Source organism: Cupriavidus sp. NPDC089707 (genome assembly GCF_044748965.1).
In the GTDB taxonomy this organism is placed as follows: Bacteria; Pseudomonadota; Gammaproteobacteria; order Burkholderiales; family Burkholderiaceae; genus Cupriavidus.
Window position 1 is genome coordinate 253669 of the sequence record NZ_JBIVHB010000008.1, and the last position, 18247, is coordinate 271915.

Below are 18247 nucleotides of genomic sequence, written 5' to 3' on the forward strand. Positions count from 1 at the left end.
GACCATGACTCTGTTCGGAGTACTCAAGCGCGCAGCTGCCACTATCCTGGGGCAACCGTCGGTAGTGGCGCCTCGGGCCGCCGATGAGGTTCCCGTGGGCACTGGCGCGGGCAACGAGTTCCAAATCATCATCAGTGGCGTCCCCAATCTCTTTCGGGACGAAGGCGACCATGTCGTTCACTTCGTTGCCGTGTTTGATAGCAGCATTCAGCACACGGCGTTCGGCCACAAGGTTCTTCCCGAGGTCATTCCTCGCTGGCACAAGCTCGGCAGGCACGACGGCGAAGGCGTGACGCCGCAGTCCGTTGCCGAAGCCGTCATGCGCCAGGCGAAAGAGGGGGCCAAAGCCGCTTCGCTTCCACAGTCGCCGGGTTCCGATGAGTCAAGGGAATCGCGGGAACCGCGGACTGCTCAGCATCAGAGCCCACACCGCCGACCTTCCAAAGCGGAACCTAGCTCTGACGGTAACGCGTCGCGATCGAACTATACCGTGGGCAAGCTGGTTGAGTGGGGCGAAATGGAATTCCCGAACCGCAAACCTGGCGGCAAGGCGACATACACTTCCTTCGCGGTGAAGCTGGATACCCACGCCGGCGAGAAGACATTGCAGGGTGAAGGCCTGAAAGACGCCTTGGCCGACGCCGCCTGCAAAATCGGCGACCGCGTAGGCATCAAGCGCTTGCACAAGGAGAAGGTGCCCGCCTTCAACCATGCGACCGGGCGCCCTGTTCTTGACCCCGCTACCGGTGAACAGAAACTCTGGGACCGTTGGGTCTGGCAAGTCAATCGCATTCATTAATAAGGAAGCAACATGGCATCCGTGAACAAAGTCATTCTCGTCGGCAATCTCGGAGCAGATCCTGAGGTTCGCTACATGCCCAGCGGGGACGCTGTGGCCAATATTCGCATCGCTACCACCGATCGCTTTAAGGATAAGCAGACCGGTGATATGAAGGAAGCCACTGAATGGCACCGCATTTCGTTTTTCGGCAAGCTGGCGGAGATCGCAGGACAGTATCTGAAGAAAGGCTCCTCCGTTTACATCGAGGGGCGCATTCGCACCCGCAAGTGGCAGGATCAGTCCGGCCAGGACAAGTACAGCACCGAGATCGTTGCCGATCAGATGCAAATGCTTGGCGGCCGCGGTGGTTCGTCGAATGATGATGACGGTGGTGGCTATAGCCGGCAGCCGCAAGGAAGCGGGCAAGCCGGCGGAAATGAGGGCAGCTATGGTGGCGGGCAACGCAGCCAAACTCGTCGCCCGCAGCAGCCGGCGCCGTCGCATGGCTTCGATGATATGGACGACCAGATCCCCTTCTAATTTAGCGCCGTGTAAGCGGCACTTTTAAGCATGTCTCCCGCGATTTCGCGGGGGCATGCTTCTCATCTTCGGCTTCGCGCCACACCCAACTTCCCCCGATTCAATCGCTGTGTTGAAAAGACATTCTGGCCCCTCGTGCGGCCGGGATGTCCTTTGAGCAAGCGTTCCTTCGCCTGTCTCAGGCATCGACCACTCTCCACACGGAGCCATCCTATGAAGAAGCTGAGTGATATCGTGAAGAACTGGACGCCCGCTCAATGGGACGCTCTGGTCGCGCAGTACCTGCCCGCAGACGTCCTCACGGACGCCTTCTGGCGAGGTCGCCCTGGTCCGTGCCCGATCTGCGGAGACGGCACAGACAGATTTACCTACGACAACAAGCGGGGCCGCGGTGACTGGGTGTGCCGCAAGTGCGATGCCGGTGGTCCCAAGGCGGGCGACGGTATCGAGCTGGTTTGTCGCTATACCGGCATGTCGTATCTTGAACTGCAGCGCCGGCTCAATGGCGAGAGCGGCGAGCCGCTGCCTGCGAAGGTGTCTCCCATCAGGCCGGCATGCCGGCAGCGCAGCAATGGGAGCGCAATTGCTTTGATGAGCCGCGTCATGAAGCAGGTTGCCACCTCGACTGCGGTCGCGGCAGGTGACCATGCCATGCGCTATCTCGCCGCCCGCGTTCCAGGGCTGCGCGCTCCGCTGCCACATGGCCTGCGGCTGGCCGTGCAGGAATACTGGCACGAAGGGAGCATTGTCGGGCGGTATCCGACGATGATCGCTGAGTACCAGCTGCCTGACGGTCGAACTGCAACGGTTCACCGAACATCGTTGCACCCGACCAAGCCGGAGAAGGCGATAGTCGTGTCGGAGGATGGCGAGATCCTCCCGAGCAAGCGGAATTATCCGGGCGCCTTGCCGCTTGACGGCGGGGCTGTTCGGCTGATGTCGCCTCGCGATGGAGCGATTGGCGTTGCGGAGGGTATCGAGAATGCCTACGCGGCGTACATGCTGTTCCGGATTCCGACCTGGTCGTGCCTGAACCGTGTGCTGCTGAGCAAGTTCGTGGTGCCCGATGGTATGGGCATCCACACCGTGCACATCTTCGCCGATTTTGACAAGGTAGATCCGAAGACTGGCAAGTCCCCGGGTATGGCCGACGCGCTCGCGCTCCAAAAGCGCTTGCGCGCCAATGGCTTCACCGTGGTTCTGCATCGGCCCAAGGTCCGAGGCACGGATTACTGCGACGAATGGCGAACCGTACACCGGTTGCGGCTGATGTCCCGACAGGCGATCGCCGCCTGATGTTTTCGCCACCTGACGGGTGGCATTCCTTCAACTCTGCCCTGTGGGTTCGCCCCACCGGGCGGAATCCCGTGTGGCAGAACCTCAGGAGAAATACCATGCCACAGAAGGGTTTTACCGCCATCGTGAACAAGCTGCACATTCACGCAATGCGTAGCACCGCCACCTGCGAAGTCCAGGCTGGTCAGTCCGATGCCCAGTTCTTCCACGTCTACCGACGGGAAACCTCTGGCAATTTGACGTTGCTCGAGCGGAATCTGTCGTTTGATTCGGCGCTCGACTATTGCCTCGCGCCAGCCACGCTTCACTGAACGCAAAGTCCCCTTGAACAAAAAGCCCAGCAGAAATGCTGGGCTTTTTTGCTTTCTGGCGTGGGAAGGCGTCAGCCGGCGTCCTTGGGGGCGCGCCTCCCGCGATAGACCACCATAATGGCTTCCAGAATGCACCAGGTGATCAGCGCGTAGAAGATGAATTGGTTCTGGTCTTGGGTGGTGGAAAGGTATTCGAAGAATTTCATGGTGGTGGTTTCCTTTCGTCCGTGTGATGGTTGTAGATTGCCACGAAGTGACGGCGAGTCAAGCCGGAGCAAGTCAATCGAAGAATCGCGACATCGCAGAGTTCATTGCACTCAGGTCCAGAGAGCTGGTGGCCGCCACGGCTGGCAGTTCGATTTTCTCCGGACCTGGGGAGATATCCGCCCTGGCGAGCTGGGTTAGCGGGGCGGAAGTAGCGGACTGCCCGACCGCTGCGGCATCCTGCGGCGGTACGAACGCTGCCTCGGAGCGGTACATCAGGGCGGCAAGGAGTCTACCTGCAGGCGTCGGCGTTGCCGCAACGCCTTCTTTCGACCCCATGACCTGCGCGCCGACCTCGGCCAGACGGCGGAAGACCTCGGCTCGCAGGCGCGGGTCGCTGACCTGCGCAAGCTGGGCGTAGAGCTGGGGCGTCGTCATCGGGTTGAGGGTGACTTTGATGGCGAGCTTTTCCATAGCCGGTTACCCGCGCGCTTGCCGTGCGCTACCGATGTCGAAGAATCCGCGGACATTGGCGTAGCAGGGCGATTCCATCGCCACGATATGGGAGCGCGGGAACGCGGCACGGATGGCGCCAGAGTACAGCGCGCTTCCGCCGCCCGTGAGAACGATGGCCGCGATGTCCTCCGTTCGGCCCACCCGCGTCTGCATTTCCTTGACCGCCGTTTGGCATTGGGCCTTGGCGACTTCGAAATACGGGCGCAGGTCGACCATTTTGTTGTAGTAGCGCATGAGCTTTCCGTCGCGCAGGGACTTGTCAATGCGCTCGATGCTGCCAGATGGCTCACCGCCTTCATCCGCCGAGAGGAGTTGGGCGACCTGTTGGTAAATTCGCGACGATCCGCCGGGCACGCCGCCGCTGCGGGTGTCATCCATCATGTAGCCACGCGCTACTACCCAGTCGGTCGTGAAGTACCCCACGTCCACGATCAGGCAGTTGTCATCCGGGTCCAGGTCCTTGCCGGACTGACGCATGAACGTGACCAGCGAGCCGAGTGGCTGGGGAAGAGCGACGACGCGCTTGATGCTGACGCTGCCCGCGCCGAAGTCATGCGTGCCAGCAAAGCGCTCCTGCAGGACGCCGGCGTACTTCTGTAGGGTATGAACGGGAAGGCCGAGGATGAGCTGCCCAACGTCCCTGGCCTGTGAATAGTGAAGTGCACCGAACAGTAACGCAGCATATTCCGGCGTTGTGACGAAGTCTTCCGAGAGGGTTCGCCCGGTATTGCCGTAGGCAGAGGTGATCGAAACGTCCGGGCCCACCTCGTATTCAGCGCCGTCCACAGTCACGTGAACGACATCGCGCGACTGGAAGTAGCCGTCACCGTGGTTGGCGAGGCTCGAAGCCGATCGAGTCGGGGCCAGCGAAGGAAACATGCGGGTCGCAATGTCCGCCCCGAGGGGGAAGGCAAACTTGGTATTGCCGAAGCCGACATCGACCGCAATGGTTTTGGTGGTGCTCATATGAAGACTCTCCTTGGCTTGATGAAGGTTGCCGGAGCGCAGTGGTGGTCACACATATCTGATAGTCATCTGACAGGAATGTGTTAGCTGGTGTTAGCAAGAGCTAGCTGCTGTCAGCAGGGCGCGCTTATCTCACACGTGCTCACACAGATCTGACACTTGCTAACACGTATCCGACACTGCGATCCGATCCTTTTCGAATCTACCCGGTGCGATGCGAAGTCAAGTTGTCGAATGCTGGCGAATTTGACGGCGAATTCGTTGCGACGCCACTGAATTTCGGTTTATCCTTTGAGTACCTTCAGCGTCCCCGACGCATCGACCTCGCCACCATTGAGTGGCATCAGCGCCCGAGTCTTTCCTAAGATTGACCCTTCGGGCGCCTATCTGTCCAAGCCGCACAATGTTGCGGCATTTTTTTCAATCGGCTCAAGTAGATACTGGCCCACACTGAGGACCCCGGACACCGCGATACCAATTGGCTTTGCGGGCGGTTTTGGGAAATTGGTCAAAATGAGGACATGTGCAGACCGGACACCGGACACCTGCGCAGCCTCCATCCATTCCACTTGCCCAGCTGCGAAATGCGGGGTAGGCGAACGCTGGACCCGATACACCGCGGTTCAGATGTCGCTACCTGACGGGCAGGACGTAGGTTGAGACCACTCAACCGGACGATCCACCTCCTAACGAACGGCGTGCGCGGCCGTCACCAAACAGCGCAACAAGAGTTACGCGGGCGGCGTAGCGGGGTGCTTGCACCGAGCTGCGTTCATGCTGGAGAGCGGTTCCTCCAGCAACCGGGTAGCCCGGCGGGCCGGTTTGCGCGTGAGCGCAACCACTCTGTCGGGACAGTCATGCACGTTCTTCCACGTGAGGGCTGACCAGCCAATGGAATCGCTAACGGATATGGAAGAGCTGGACCATGGCCGATGGCTAAACGGCATGATGGACGGGACAGGGGCATAGGGTGCTACGGGGAGCACTAGGGCGCCTGGGTCGTCGGGACTGGATAGACAAACGAGGTAGCAGATGCGGCAAGACGCGGTCTTTGACATACGCGGGCTGTTGGCCAAGTACGAGCTCCCAACGCGCATGAAGGCGGAGCTGGACGCGGTGTTGGTTGACAATCTGAAGAGGATCCTTAGCCAAACACGGGTAAGTCTCAAGCGCGCGTCGATCAAGACGCAGGAGCGACGGATGTACACGGTATGTCGCGCATTCGTGGAACTGCGCGAGCAGGGGTTGATGATCGAGAGTCCCCATTCCCTTCGCCACAAGCATATCCAGGCGCTGGTCGACAGGTGGGTTGCGCAGGGCCAGGTCGGCGGCACGATCGAGAACAAGCTGAGCCATCTGAAGGCGTTCTGCCAATGGCTTGGCAAGCGCGACCTAATCCGTTCGCTCGGCGAGTATGTAGATAGAGAGGCGCACGGACTTGCGCGGTCCTACGTCACCACGACCGACAAGTCATGGGAGGGCAATGGCGTTGATCCGGGAATGTTGATCGCGGAAATTGCTAAGACGGATAAACACGTGGCGGTGCAGTTAAAACTGCAGGCGGCATTCGGACTGAGGATCGAGGAGAGCTGGTCGCTCAAGATCGCTACGGCGCTAAAGAACCTGGACACGCTTCGGGTGGTTGACGGGACAAAGGGAGGACGTAAGCGGGAAGTCCCCGTTCGGTTGCAATTGGAGGTGCTGGAGGAGGCAGCCCGCTTGATCGATCCGATCAGCGGGTCAACGACGCCTGCGGCTTACTCGATCAAGCGCTGGCGTAGCCACTACAACGCGGTGCTCCGCAAGCATGGCGTCTACAAGAAGGGGCTGGGAGTAACCAGCCACGGCTTGCGTCACGGATGGGCGCATCAGCTGTACGAAGAGATCGCATGCTCGCCAGCACCGGTCAAGGGAGGCTCGGCACCGGAGCAGGAAGCTCACCGCCAGGCGATTCAGGCGGTCGTGCTCGCCGCAGGGCACAGTAAGGTAACCAAGAGCGGAGCGTACCTTTCGACGTTGACGGCGATGGCCGCAAAGGACAGGCCGGGCGTGACTCGGGAGGAGGCCGAAGCGGCGCTGCGGCGGCACAATGGAAACAAGAGCAAGGCGGCGGAGGAATTGGGCATTACTCGCCAGAGCCTCTACCGGCGGCTCAGCGGCGCGCAGGTCTAGATCGGTGTTCTCGCCATGTCGTACTCTTCATGGTTGATCACCGTCCTGTACCGCCTTCCGGGGATGGCTGACCTGGCCATCGTGATCCAATCTTAATGTCTATTACGCAGGAGAACAGAAATGACGAAAGCTGAACTGATCCCGGCATCGCGGCAGGTGTGGATGGGCTGACCAAGGCACGGGCCGAGGAAGTGCTCAATGTGACGCTGACCGCGATCATGGGGGCCGTCGCTAAAGGCGAAGGCCTGAACCTGGTCGGCTTTGGTTCCTTCAGCAAGGGCGAGCGCGGCGAACGCGTCGCGCGGAATCCCCGCACCGGCGAAGAGATCAAGGTGGACGCTGCCAAGACGGTGAAGTTCAAGGCCGGCCAACGGTTCCGAGAGGCGGTCAATCAATAGCCGCTAGCATTCGAAAGGGTGTTTGCCATCGAAAGGCACGTCACTTGGGGTGCCTTTCGTGTTTTTGGAAGGAACATGTTCCCTCTGTGGGGCTGAGATCAGGCTAGCGTGCGGAGGCGACGGCCCGCCACAGGGCGTCCCGGGCGATGTGGGGAAGCGAGTCTCCCGGGCTCGGCACATCCCCGACGGCATCGGCCGATGTCAGCCATTCGAACGCAACGCGGCGCGCTGGCTTCTCGCCAGGGTGCGGTGTGGGCGGCGGCAGGTCTATCGCGGGGACTCGCATGGGCGAGGCCAGTTCAGGAAACGGGTCGATCCCGGTGAAGCGGCGCAGCTGATCGACGCTGATGAGGCTGTATGCCGGCGTCGCGTCATTGCGGGCGATGTAGGCCGCGGCGCCCACGCCTGGCACGAAGACTGCCTTCCAGACGAAATCGGGTATGCGAATCCGACCACCCAGCGTTTTCGGCGTGCCCACGAAGGCGGGGCCGGTCACCACCTGGATGACACCGTACTGGCGCGCCAGCCTGCGCGTGGTCGTCTCGATATGGCTCCAGGTGCGGCGGTTCGACACCCTGTGCTGCGGGATGACGTTGGCGAGGCTGAAGCTCTCGGCTTGAGACGGCTTGTCGGGAAAATCGCCGCTTGGGGCGAGGTGCCCTCGATCAAGACCCGATCCGTGTCGGTAGTCGGCCAGCCTGGCCCGGTCGGTAGCGGGCAGCCGCTCCTCTTCGTAGAAATCGCTATCGCGTGGTAGCTTACGCGCCGCGTCTACCGCCTCGCCGGTGAGGCGTTCGGCCGACCACAATGCTGTGCGCGTCTCGCTCGAGTAGAGAACAGCATACGCTCGATAGCACAGCAGTTGCGTGCGACCTGTCGATTTGCTGACAGTGGGTTGGCCAGATGGCAGGACGTGAGGACAGGGCTGGCCGGTGTCACGCGCGCTTGCCGTGAACGAGGCGAGGGCGAGAACGGCTGCGGCAATGAGGGAGCGAGTCATTAGTTGGGAACCTGGTGGTAACGGAACCTCTCCAGTTTGTCCGCCCCAAGGCAAAGTCAAGGCTGCCAGTGATCCGGCAGGCTATCGATGGCTTTGCCGATGAACTCCTCCTTGTCGAAGAGCGGCCATTCCTTGTCCGCCAACGCTTCTTCAGCGACCTCTGCGGCCAGTGCCGGTACATGCTCAAAGCGCACCATGGGAGCGCCATCGATATGGATGATCTTCGCGCTGCGCAGCAACGTCTGGTACCGGGCGGCTTGTGAGAGCACCGTATCAGGCGGTCCGACGTGTTTGAATTCATAGCTTGGTTGCGCCAGGGCAGCCGCCATCGCGGCAAACGTCGGTCCGTTGGTTTCCCAGTCGGTCGTTGTCGAGGCCAGCAGGTTGAGGAAATACGGGATGTCCGAGGACGTCAGCGCACGGCGTGCCACCATGGAAATCGCCTGGTTGTCAGCCTGACGGTGGTCGACCCGGCTGTTCCAGATGGCGCTCAGTTGCGCGAACGCGGCGTTCGGACGTTTGGGATCATTCTCGACTGGCGGGGTCGACATCCCGCACTCCTCGCAGACGATGACTGCCTGAAGCCGGCCGGCGATGTAGACGGGCGCCCCGTCGCAGTGGGCGCATTGGAGAAGGCCGCTAGGCATGGCGAGAATCCGTTGCTTGAAAATGCCCGAATTATGCCTGCCCGCGGCATGGTCCCGTCAGTTTTGGGCGTCGCCCTGCCCAGCGATCGGTTCGCTGGCGGCCAGATAGTCCGTTGTGGTGCTCAGAAGCTCTCGTCTGGCGGTGCCTTGGAAGCCCTGCAGGATCTCGGCATGATCGCGCAGCGCGGCGCCGATCTGCCAGAACTCGTTGAGCCAATGGCCGGGCGGGCCCATGGGGCCTCCAAGCTGGCCGGTGGTGATGGCGCCTCGGATGGCGAGGACGGTTTCCGGTTCCGGGTATTCGCGTTCGTTGTCGTCGTACTGCGGCATGTCTATCTCGGTTGGGTGGCCCATTGTAGGGCTGGGTGCATCTGGAAGCCGTCGGCTTGCCGGAACAGTTCGGCGGCGCCTCGAACGTACTGCAGAATCCATTCCGTGGCGATCCATCGCCTTCCCAGCCGCTCGGCGGCCAGGCCGGTGCGGATCGTCCCGCCGAAAGGATCGACCACCAGGTCGCCTGGCCGGGACAGGAATCGCGTAAAGAAATCCGGAATGTCGGTCGGCTGCATGGCGCCGTGGGTCGGCAGGCCGAGAGACTGGGCGGCGCGGCGGTAAGCCAGTGTGTCCGCGCAGCTGTGACCCCGCTCGATGACATTGCGGGGCAGGCGCCCGGCAGTCTGGTTGCCGAAGGCGCTCGCCCGGATGCGGTAGGCGCCGTCGCCATACACCGCATTGCGAGTCTCGCCGCCGGCGGCCATCAGTTGTCGGTGACGGGCGGTGTGGGCCTCGAGGATCTGGCGGTTGTCCGCGCGTACGCACGACGGATCGTTGGTGAACCACAGCACCGGTTCGTAGGCGGAGGCGAGCTGGACACGGTCGACACAGGCCCATCGCGTCGGGCCGGGCGGCTTGCTGTAGTTGACCCAGGGAACGCGGCCCATCAGGGAAAGGCCAAGCCGGTCATGCAAGGCCAGCGTGAGGCGCTCAATATAGAGCGAGCGGGCTGGGCTGCGCGGCTCGAAGATGTCGTTCGACACATTGAGGACAATGCTGCCGCCCGGCACAAGCCCTGCAACGATCGGCTCGAGGGCCTCGCACAGGAAGTCGACATACTGCGCTTCCGTGGGATTGCCGTAGGCCCGGGCACGGCGCAGCGGGTAGGGCGGCGAGGTGACGCACAGCGCAATCGGCTCGCCAAGGCCGCGGAAGACATCCTCGTGGCGCGCCCACACGGCCATACCCAGGGTGGTGCTGAAGGCGACAAGCCGAACGCCGTCGGCGGCGCGGTCGAGCTCTTCCGTAACAGGCTGCGTCAGCCGCCAGAAGCCGGCGCGGTCGGCGACGCGTTCGATGACGCCCCGGGCTCTGAGCGACTGTTGATGCCAGCGCACGGCGCGCTTGAACGGGCTGAGCAGGGTGCCAGCCGCGCCGATCGGGACCTTGGCCTGAGCCGTGGCGAGGTCGATCCCGGCCGCGGCGGCCACGGCATCGTAGAGCTGGGCGGTGGCGATGCCTTCGGCTGGCGCGTCGGCGAACGCTGCCGCCACGTGTCCGAACAGGTTGAGCTGCTCCATCATGCAGCGCCCCGTGCAAGCGCCCGCTCGCATGCTGCCGCGACATCAAGCGAAGTCACCGGAAACGCGTCGTAGACAGCGCCATCGAGCAACCGGCCAGCCGCCTTCTTCCCCACGCCGTGCATCACCGTCACCGGGAAACGACCTTCGTCGCGGGCGCGCATGAAATCTTCACCGCGCTCGAGCTGCGCGCCATGGCTGTCGAGGCAGATTCCGCCGGCGATCCACGTCTGCGCCTTGTTCACCCAGTGCTGAAAGCTGGCGAACTCGCGGAAGACCGGCGCCGTCGAGGACTGTCGTGTGCCAGTGGCCCCATTGTTTGAACAGGAAGGGCACGTCGGCTGCCGCGGATTGGTCGCGCAACGAGCGTGGCCATGCCGGGTGCATCGGTCGGGCGCCCCCTCCGCTCTCGCCGCCCACGATGATCCAGTCCAGGGAGCCCGGCGCATAGTCGTTGCCCGATGTATGCAGCAGCTCTCCGGTGAGGGTGGAGAACACGTTGACGGGTCCGAGCAGCGGTTCCATCGAGAGGAACCGCGTCTTTGCCGGCGTGCGCAAAAGCTTCGGGATGTCGCGGTCGGCTTCTACCTGGTTCACCACCGTTGCGCCCAGCCAGATATCGGCGGGGGCATTGCCGGCAATCCAGGTAGCCAGCCACGGAACGAGGGGATTGTCCGCACAGTCGTCGCGCAGCATCAGCGTGTTGAACGCGTCGCCCAATCGTTTGGTGGCGTTGCCAATGCGCTTGGTCAGCACGAGCTTGTCGAGGTTTGGCGTCCGGCGCCAGACATCGAGCATATCGATGAACCATTCGATCGGCACCTCGTTGTCGAATACATCGGCAAGACTCGCGCAGAAGACGCGTTGCCGGCGCCCGTGTACCGCGGCGAAGGCATCGTGCGCGGCGTTCCAGCGCAATGGCTTGCGCCAGTTGGTGGCGGAGGTACGCCGGCGGGGCGCACCGGGGCCCCAGTTTTGGGATTGGCCACCGCCGAAGCGGGCGTTGCGGGTCTCAGCGTAGCAGTGGTCGCAGCCGGGCCCCACCCGCTGGCAGCCTTCCCAGGGATTCCAGCTGTGGTCGGTCCATTCGATCTTGGTGTTATCGCTCATTTCGTTTTCTCGAACATGTCCATGGTTCGGGCGTCCCGGGTATGGGATGCAGGATCCCCACCCTGAAGATTCTGGGCTGCGCCGATGTCTATGGCGGAAGGGGCATCAGCAAACGAGGATGATTCGTGCTGAGGTTCGCAGTGCTGCGTGAGCGCGTGTGCGAAGTGCCACAGCGGCGATTGCTCGGCGTTGTTCTGGTGGTAGGCGCAGGAGCTGCTGTGCAGCGGGCAGGCGCAGGAGGGGATTGATGTAGCCCATCGCGGTGGAAGGTGAGGGATGCTTCCAGCCTATCCAATCGCAGATGAAGTCAAGCGGGTACAGGGCGTGTCAGGTCGGAGCCGAAAGGCCGATCTTCGCCGCGGCGGCTCTGAGGCCGTCTACGTCGATATCGCCGGACGCAAGGCCAGCAAGGACCTCCTCGGCGAATCGATACAGTGCAGTGAGTTCGTCAGCGACGATTTCTCCGACATAGAAATAGAGCCCATTGGGCATTCGGCGGACGATGGTGGTCTCTGTCGCCATGCGCGCCAGCAGGGACTCGGCGTGCTCGGGGCCGACGCCTAGATGCCGCTGGACAAGCGGGACAGACACGGCGCGGTACTGATGCACCAAACGGATGGCCTTCAGATAGATTCCGTCCATGCCTAGTAGCCTAGAACGTCCCGGACGGCGGTAGCCGTCGCCGGGATCGTCTCGCGCTTGTCGTAGGCGATACCGGCCATGAGGGCGACATAGGTGACGGTCAGCGTGCCATCGCCGTTGTCGACGGCTGTATTGCCGTCATGGAGCTCGATGAACCGGATCAGCTTTGCCGGCATAGGTACCCGCCCGCTCATGCAGCGCTCGGCCGGGGCAGCCGGACACACGTGATCTGCTGGTCCTGAGGGCGCCATTTGATCACCGGCACGCCGTTGGCGCGATAGAGCGCCTGCTTCTGCGCGAGCCTGGCGTCATAGTCCGCATTGCCCGTCATGCCAAGAACTTCGATGACGGCCTCCGGGGCCACGTCGGTCAACACAAAGTCGGGATGCACGGCGGCTCGGCCGATGTGGCGCAGCGGCTTGCGGAAAGCCCGCTGCAACCCCACCAGATGGTCAGCCATTGCGATCTCGAACGAGGAATCACACGGCAGGAACTGGCGGTTGGCTAGCATGGCCGCGGCATCGACCACCGTCAGGTAGCCTGATTTCGACCGCTCGACCAGCAGGACGGCGACGCAACGCTGTTCCGCCTTGCCGATGCCGGATAGGGCGCCGCCGAACGACACCTGCAGACGGGCGTAGAGGTCCGCGGCCAGGAAGAAGCGCTGGGTGCTTTGGCGCAGCACGATCTTGCCGCCGAACTGGGTCGGGGCGTGGGATTCGATTTCGCCGATCACGATGCCGCGCGAGTTGCCGGCCGCAGTGGACGTGAGCCGGCCCTGCCATGCCTCAAACTCGGCCAGGATTTCCGTTTTACGGGCAGGGTCCCACCGTTGCATGACATGCAGCAGCCCATCGGCCGCCTTCCCGTTGATGCGGCAGTCGGCCAATTCCGTCGTCAGCTGCGACCAGCAGGCGTTCCAGCCGCGCGAGCCCGTGCCCGGCCATACGTTCAGCCCCGCCTGCTCCCAGGCGTACTCCAGAAACGCAAGTAGCCCCGCCGAACGCCGTTGCGGCTTCGTGCTCTGGCCCTTGGGCGCTCGCTGGACGATCTTGGCTGGGGTGTGCGCGCTGACCGATAGCGAGGCGTCGAGCCGGATGTCGTGGTGGCCGTCCTTCATCCTGAAGGGATCCAGGTTGTCGCCTGCGCCTGACTTGGCCAGCGCCTGCCGATTGAACGGGCAGCTTGCGGCATGGTGGTGTGCCTGTTCAGGCCAGCGCACGAGTAGGAAGATGTCCCGATGTCGGCGAATGACCAGCTTGGGCCGTGGGCGCCGAGTGCTGCAGCCGCATTCCGCAAATCCCTGAACCGTCTTCGCGCGCTCGAGGTGACGCGCGTACCGGCCGGGATCTTCCAGTACATCGTCCAGCGGGAACTCGTTGCCGCCAATGCGCACGGTGATCATGGATTCTTCTCTCTCTCGTTAGACGCCGGCTTCCCGGAACATGGTGTACAGATCGCGGCGGATCTCGCTCACGTCGAGCAGACGCTTGGCGCGCGTCATGGCGACGTAGAGCAGCCGCATTTCTTCCGGCGCCATGGTCAACTTGCCGTCGTCGCCGCTCTTGAACTTGAAGTCGCCGGCGAGCTGCACACGGTCCCACTCGAGCCCCTTGGCGCGGTGGACCGTCGAAACGATGTAGTCGGCCTCGTCCTCGGGCGACACGCGCGTGAGGATCAGGCGCAGGTAGTCCACGCCCTCGCTATCGATCAGCTGCACCAGCGGCTTCAGGTCGCGGCCGGCGAAGGACTCGGCGTACTCCTGGACCTCCTCCCATGTCTCGAACAAGGCGAGGGTGGCGGGGTAGCCGATGCGCTGGCCACGCATCAGCTGCTCGGCGCCGTCGGCGAACGCCCGGAGTTCGTCGACGTTCGCCCGTACGGCCACGCGGTCTCCCCGCCCAATCCCTTCGGCGAGGTGGGTCAGCACCGTGGCGTTCTTGCGGCACAGGATGGCGTCGAAGCGGTCGTGGCCTGGGGTCGAATCATGCAAAATGCGTGACGCGACGTGGTCCTGGCCGCGTACAGGCGTATCCTCGTCCATCAGTTGCAGCACGCGGCTGGCCAACTGTGCAATGGCCGGGCCGAACCTGAACGACTCGGTCAGCACGCATTCCGGGGCACGGATATGGTCCATGGCGTTGACCGCGCCGCGCCATTCGTAGATCTGCTGGTACGGGTCGCCCACATAGATGATCTGCGCCTGCTGGGCGCGCAGCACAGACAGCATCAGGCCGTCGGCATCTTGCGCTTCGTCGAAAAGGATAAAGTCGGCGCCGATGCGCGGCCGGCTGCGTTCAAACAGCTTGACGTACACGTCGTGTGCGATAGCCGATGGCGCGGCCGGATCAAGATACTCTTCCCAGAGCCGCCTCACATAGGGCAGCAGCGATTCTCGCAGGTGCTCGGCTTCCTCTTCCTTGACGATCGCGTCAACCGGGATGTGCCAGGCGAGCGGCTCGGCCTGCGCGGAGCGGCAGAAGCGCGCGGCGCCGTCCATCACCATCCGGGCGACCTTGCTGGGGCTGAGTTCCAGATCCTTGCCGATGGTGGTGGGCAGGCGCAGTTTCCCGAAGCCGTAGCGCAGCGCGAGCTGATGGGGCGGCTCGACTGGGTTTTTGAGCTTGCGCGTGATCTCCGGGCGCGTGGCGCTGTAGGCGAGGGAATGGACGGTGCGGCAACGGGTGTTCTGGGGGAACTTGCGGGCGGCCTCGTTGGCAATTTCCCGGTTGAACGCAAGGTACAAGCCGCGCGCGCGGCCACGCGCCTCGGCGGCCATGCGCAGCGTGGAGGTCTTGCCAGCGCCGGCGTAGGCCTTGACCTTGACTGCGCTGCCGGCACGTACCGCCTCGACGACCTGTTCCTGCTCGGCAGTGGGTGTCATGCGATCTCCAGGGCGGTCTGTTCGGGAAGCGTCGCGAGGACACGTCGCCGGATGGCCAGCGCGTGCGCGCGGGAGGCCTCGGCGCGCTGTGCGGCCTCGCCGCTGACGTTATCCACGATATAGGCGAAGTAAGGGGCAGTGGTGGGACCGGTCCAGGCCACCCACTTGGCGCGAACTTCAGCCCGCTGCTCGGCCGTCAGCGAAAAGTAGACGGCGCGCTTTTCGCGCCAGACGCGGGCGTGCAGTGCGCGCATCGTCGTCTCCAGCCTGTCGGAGCGTCGCTGGCGGCGGGCCAGTTCCACGTCGGCGCAGTGCTGTTCGGCGGCCACGTGTTCCGCGAAGAGCGGATATCGGTCGCGCTCGCGCTGCTGCTTGCGCGCGAAGGCAGCCACGCGGCGGGCGTTGAAGTCGATAGGGTCATGGCGTCCGAGTCGGGTGAATCGCATGGGCGGCAAGAAACTGAATGGTCTAAGACCAAGATACCGGCCCCGCGCCGAAGTCAAGGCGGCCGGCGGGGCGAAGTTCGCCGCCAACCATTTTCCCGGTTGGAATTCAGGCGTAGGCGCCGAAAGCGATAGAATTTCGGGCGTCTTTCTACCGAAATGCCCAATGTCATCCCCCAAACCGACGTCCCGGGAAGTCTCCCTTGGCAACCGCCCGAAGCACGAGCCGGAGTTCATCGCGCCGGGCGAGCCGCAGTATGGCGAGATCGCCCGACTGGACGCACTCACGTTCAAGCGATACTTGGACCGCGTGTTCTGGCATCCCCGCCCGGAGGTTCTGCGCTTCGAGGTGCGGGCTAATCCCTCTCCGATTGGGAGCGTGTACGACGTCGTTGCGATCGTGGGGCAGGGCGAGGGTGATATCTGGTTCGCCGACGCGGCAGTCCCCGCGCGGTGGGACTATGTAGCCATCACGGAGACAAGCGACGGGCTGGGCCGCCTGCAACGCGAGAAGGCCAAGGCTGAAGGCAAGCTGCCCCAGGACTACAGGCCCTTCGTAGGTGAGGGGCCGGTAGAGGACTATTCGAAGCTTGAGAACCCGGAAGAGGTCGAACAGCGGCGCTGGGCCGTGGTCAACCGTATCCGTGAAGCCAACCGCCGTGCCCGCCAGGCGGCAGCGAGGCCTCGCTAAGCATCCTGATTCTTGTCCCGCGCTGGTAGGCAGGGTAAGATTCGCCCGATTCTCCGCGCTACCGCGCATCGACACCGCCGCTTGCCGGCCAACTTCTTTCCTTCACCCATTGGGGCTTTGTCCCTGATGGGCAATGGCTCCGTCTCCGTTGGTGCCATCATGCCTGTCATTGAAACCTGTGAAACGGCCGCCGCAATCGTTGCGCTGGTCGTGATCCTGTTCGCAGCGCTGTTCTTCATCGTCACCATGTCGAACCTCGCGCTGCTGTCTTTTCAGCTCTCCGCTCTGGTGATTGCCACCCTGGCAATCGCTGCCCTGTGGATGCTCGCGAAGTTCTCTCATCTGTCGGGCCGGCTGGCCTGACCATCGCCGCGCGCTGCCCTTTGGGCTCGCGCGGCGCCACCCACCCATTCGGGATACGTCCCGATGGGGCGTTTCCCGTATCCATTGAGGAAATGCCCATGTTCTACCCCAGAACCATCGATATCGAAGTCGGGCCGGTGCCGGCAGAGGAGTCGTGCGCGCAGGTTGGTCACGACGACTACAGCGAGCGCTCGCGGCGCGAGTGCGCGGTGTACATCCGGCAACTGCAGCGCGTCTTCGGCAATCCGGATCCCGCAATTCTGCGGTTTGTCCGCCGCGGCTTCCCGCATGAGCTCGGCCGCTACCACGAGGTGGTCGCCGTCATGACCGCGGAAGGGGCCGATCTGTTCGACGAGTCGTTGGTACCCACCGAATGGGACCACATCGCTCGGGCGGAACTGACCTGGCTGCGCCTGCAGCAGAAATGGCGCGAAACTGTACGGGCGCGCCCCTCAGCGATCGGGCTTGTACCGGACATCTTCCAGCGTACGGAGATTCCGGACTTTCCGAATCATCCGGCTGCGATGTGGTGGGCGCTGGGCTTCATGCCCATGCCGATTGGCCGCGCCATCTCGATTCACTGAGGGGCCACGCCATGACCAACACCCCTGCAAAGCCGACCATCGTTGTGCATCTGGACGGCGGTCTGGTGCAGTACGTCGAGAGTGACGCCCACGTCAACGTGGTCATTGTCGACTATGACCTCGAAGGTGCAGGCGAAGACGAAATCAAAACCCTGCCCGACGGCAGCCGCGCCACGGTCCGTCAGGAAGCCGCCGCCGATGTGAGCCGCGAGTCCGCCCAGCGCTGGATGGAACTGGCCACCTAAGCGGTTCCGTCCGCGCTCATTCATCGATTCATCCCCTCGGGAGACCATCCCGACGGGGCGGTCTCCCATTTCCCTTGAGAGACCGACATGTACAACCAAATTATTGAGAAATTCATCGAGGCCCAGCATACGGCACGCCAGGCGTACCTGGATGCCGCTCGTTTCGAGCGCGAGGCGCTGGCCGGCACAGGCACCGCCGAGCCATTCTTTGCCGTCGGCGTCCGTTCCGAGTACCGTCAGGAGGACGAACTGGAGAAGTTCTGCTTCGCGCTGGCCAGCAACGTTGTCAGCCGCGCGCGTCGTGAGTTCGCGCCGGTAGGTGCCCGACTCGATATCGACAACAACGCCGAGTTCGACCGAGCCGGCCTGTATATCGGCAAGGCGCTGAAAAAAGGCGAAACCCCCGATCTCGACAAGCTCTGGGGCTCCCTCAGCGCATACTACAACGGCGACGGCGGTGCCACCACCGCATACCGGCAAGCTGCGGCACGTATTGTCCGAAGCTTCGGCTTGCACCGGAATGCGGAAGTGAAGCGTACCGCGTCCGGCGTTGTGCTCAAGAAGAGCGTCTATTCCGAGGCAGTGTGGAGATCGAGCCGCCGCAGGGTTGGCTACCACAGCACGCAGCACACCGCCGACTGCCTGTCTGGCCTTGCGACCTTCGCTGGAAAGGCGGGGAACGCTGTGCTGGCGAGCATGCTGGGACGAATCAACCTGCATCAGCTCGAATACACGTCGCGCGAGAAGATGTCCATGCCGGGCCTCGACATCACGCTCTTCAACGACAAATGGGAGTTCAAGTTCTCCAACGAGTTGGCTGAACCGCTCATGCTGTTCGTGGGCGAGTACGGCCAGGACGCCATGCAGGAGCGGCACTGAG

24 protein-coding genes and 1 pseudogene are annotated in these 18247 nt (G+C 63.1%); 11 read left to right on the forward strand and 14 right to left on the reverse strand.

Translation table 11 applies throughout. The features are described 5' to 3' along the window. Positions 1-4 precede the first annotated feature (4 nt). The 4 genes from ACIP1U_RS15940 (at position 5) to ACIP1U_RS15955 (ending at position 2928) form a co-directional block, all read left to right on the forward strand. A complete protein-coding gene (locus tag ACIP1U_RS15940) occupies positions 5-799 on the forward strand; it encodes a hypothetical protein (RefSeq protein WP_400316509.1) in 795 nt (264 codons plus the stop codon). A gap of 12 nt (positions 800-811) precedes the next feature. Beyond that, positions 812-1321, forward strand: coding sequence for a single-stranded DNA-binding protein (locus tag ACIP1U_RS15945; protein ID WP_400316511.1), 510 nt, complete (start codon positions 812-814; stop codon positions 1319-1321). Positions 1322-1534: 213 nt separating this feature from the next. Beyond that, on the forward strand, positions 1535-2617 hold the full coding sequence (locus ACIP1U_RS15950; protein ID WP_400316513.1) for a primase-helicase zinc-binding domain-containing protein: 1083 nt from the start codon (positions 1535-1537) through the stop codon (positions 2615-2617). 98 nt (positions 2618-2715) lie between these two features. Beyond that, the gene (locus ACIP1U_RS15955) at positions 2716-2928 is read left to right on the forward strand and encodes a hypothetical protein (RefSeq protein WP_400316515.1); all 213 of its coding nucleotides are present in this window, start codon (positions 2716-2718) and stop codon (positions 2926-2928) included. A 71-nt stretch (positions 2929-2999) separates the two neighbouring features. Here ACIP1U_RS15955 and ACIP1U_RS15960 read toward each other — a convergent pair whose 3' ends face one another. From ACIP1U_RS15960 to ACIP1U_RS15970, 3 genes are all read right to left on the reverse strand, one after another. Further along, positions 3000-3134 carry a hypothetical protein gene (locus ACIP1U_RS15960; protein ID WP_400316517.1) on the reverse strand — a complete coding sequence of 45 codons (135 nt, stop codon included), beginning with the start codon at positions 3132-3134 and terminating at the stop codon, positions 3000-3002. Between the two features lie 73 nt (positions 3135-3207). After that, positions 3208-3606, reverse strand: coding sequence for a hypothetical protein (locus ACIP1U_RS15965; RefSeq protein WP_400316519.1), 399 nt, complete (start codon positions 3604-3606; stop codon positions 3208-3210). A gap of 6 nt (positions 3607-3612) precedes the next feature. Continuing rightward, positions 3613-4614 carry a PRTRC system protein D gene (locus ACIP1U_RS15970; protein WP_400316520.1) on the reverse strand — a complete coding sequence of 334 codons (1002 nt, stop codon included), beginning with the start codon at positions 4612-4614 and terminating at the stop codon, positions 3613-3615. A 1032-nt stretch (positions 4615-5646) separates the two neighbouring features. On the opposite strand from ACIP1U_RS15970, the gene ACIP1U_RS15975 reads away from it, so the two are divergent. Both ACIP1U_RS15975 and ACIP1U_RS15980 read left to right on the forward strand, forming a co-directional pair. Then, a complete protein-coding gene (locus ACIP1U_RS15975; RefSeq protein WP_400316522.1) occupies positions 5647-6786 on the forward strand; it encodes an integrase domain-containing protein in 1140 nt (379 codons plus the stop codon). A gap of 120 nt (positions 6787-6906) precedes the next feature. Next, positions 6907-7184, forward strand: a pseudogene (locus ACIP1U_RS15980) (HU family DNA-binding protein). A 103-nt stretch (positions 7185-7287) separates the two neighbouring features. Here the strand turns inward: ACIP1U_RS15980 and ACIP1U_RS15985 are convergent. The 11 genes from ACIP1U_RS15985 to ACIP1U_RS16035 form a co-directional block, all read right to left on the reverse strand. Then, complete coding sequence (locus ACIP1U_RS15985; protein ID WP_400316524.1) at positions 7288-8184, reverse strand: DNA/RNA non-specific endonuclease; 897 nt, start codon at positions 8182-8184, stop codon at positions 7288-7290. A gap of 56 nt (positions 8185-8240) precedes the next feature. Continuing rightward, positions 8241-8831 carry a hypothetical protein gene (locus tag ACIP1U_RS15990; protein ID WP_400316526.1) on the reverse strand — a complete coding sequence of 197 codons (591 nt, stop codon included), beginning with the start codon at positions 8829-8831 and terminating at the stop codon, positions 8241-8243. 57 nt (positions 8832-8888) lie between these two features. Then, positions 8889-9161, reverse strand: a complete 273-nt coding sequence (locus ACIP1U_RS15995; protein WP_400316528.1) for a hypothetical protein — start codon at positions 9159-9161, stop codon at positions 8889-8891. A 2-nt stretch (positions 9162-9163) separates the two neighbouring features. Then, positions 9164-10408, reverse strand: coding sequence for a DNA-methyltransferase (locus ACIP1U_RS16000; protein WP_400316530.1), 1245 nt, complete (start codon positions 10406-10408; stop codon positions 9164-9166). After that, positions 10405-10569 (reverse strand): hypothetical protein, encoded by a 165-nt coding sequence (locus tag ACIP1U_RS16005; RefSeq protein WP_400316532.1) that lies wholly within the window; start codon positions 10567-10569, stop codon positions 10405-10407. The genes ACIP1U_RS16000 and ACIP1U_RS16005 overlap by 4 nt, the downstream gene beginning before the upstream one ends. A 7-nt stretch (positions 10570-10576) precedes the next feature. Continuing rightward, positions 10577-11515 carry a phage Gp37/Gp68 family protein gene (locus ACIP1U_RS16010; protein WP_400316534.1) on the reverse strand — a complete coding sequence of 313 codons (939 nt, stop codon included), beginning with the start codon at positions 11513-11515 and terminating at the stop codon, positions 10577-10579. A gap of 327 nt (positions 11516-11842) precedes the next feature. Then, positions 11843-12157 carry a hypothetical protein gene (locus tag ACIP1U_RS16015; RefSeq protein ID WP_400316536.1) on the reverse strand — a complete coding sequence of 105 codons (315 nt, stop codon included), beginning with the start codon at positions 12155-12157 and terminating at the stop codon, positions 11843-11845. Between the two features lie 2 nt (positions 12158-12159). Then, positions 12160-12333 (reverse strand): hypothetical protein, encoded by a 174-nt coding sequence (locus ACIP1U_RS16020; RefSeq protein ID WP_400316538.1) that lies wholly within the window; start codon positions 12331-12333, stop codon positions 12160-12162. A gap of 14 nt (positions 12334-12347) precedes the next feature. Beyond that, positions 12348-13562, reverse strand: coding sequence for a DUF1173 family protein (locus tag ACIP1U_RS16025; protein WP_400316539.1), 1215 nt, complete (start codon positions 13560-13562; stop codon positions 12348-12350). 18 nt (positions 13563-13580) lie between these two features. After that, complete coding sequence (locus tag ACIP1U_RS16030; RefSeq protein WP_400316541.1) at positions 13581-15041, reverse strand: 3'-5' exonuclease; 1461 nt, start codon at positions 15039-15041, stop codon at positions 13581-13583. Continuing rightward, on the reverse strand, positions 15038-15487 hold the full coding sequence (locus ACIP1U_RS16035) for a hypothetical protein (RefSeq protein WP_400316543.1): 450 nt from the start codon (positions 15485-15487) through the stop codon (positions 15038-15040). Before ACIP1U_RS16035 ends, ACIP1U_RS16030 begins: the two co-directional genes overlap by 4 nt. Here ACIP1U_RS16035 and ACIP1U_RS16040 point away from each other — a divergent pair. From ACIP1U_RS16040 to ACIP1U_RS16060, 5 genes are all read left to right on the forward strand, one after another. Continuing rightward, a complete protein-coding gene (locus ACIP1U_RS16040; protein WP_400316545.1) occupies positions 15486-16175 on the forward strand; it encodes a hypothetical protein in 690 nt (229 codons plus the stop codon). The two genes, ACIP1U_RS16035 and ACIP1U_RS16040, sit on opposite strands and share 2 nt — an antisense overlap. An 81-nt stretch (positions 16176-16256) precedes the next feature. Next, positions 16257-16538: a hypothetical protein gene (locus ACIP1U_RS16045; RefSeq protein ID WP_400316547.1), complete on the forward strand. Its 282-nt coding sequence runs from the start codon at positions 16257-16259 to the stop codon at positions 16536-16538. A 98-nt stretch (positions 16539-16636) separates the two neighbouring features. After that, on the forward strand, positions 16637-17122 hold the full coding sequence (locus tag ACIP1U_RS16050; protein ID WP_400316549.1) for a hypothetical protein: 486 nt from the start codon (positions 16637-16639) through the stop codon (positions 17120-17122). 11 nt (positions 17123-17133) lie between these two features. After that, on the forward strand, positions 17134-17367 hold the full coding sequence (locus ACIP1U_RS16055; RefSeq protein ID WP_400316551.1) for a hypothetical protein: 234 nt from the start codon (positions 17134-17136) through the stop codon (positions 17365-17367). An 87-nt stretch (positions 17368-17454) separates the two neighbouring features. Continuing rightward, positions 17455-18246, forward strand: a complete 792-nt coding sequence (locus tag ACIP1U_RS16060; protein ID WP_400316553.1) for a hypothetical protein — start codon at positions 17455-17457, stop codon at positions 18244-18246. Position 18247: the final 1 nt, after the last annotated feature.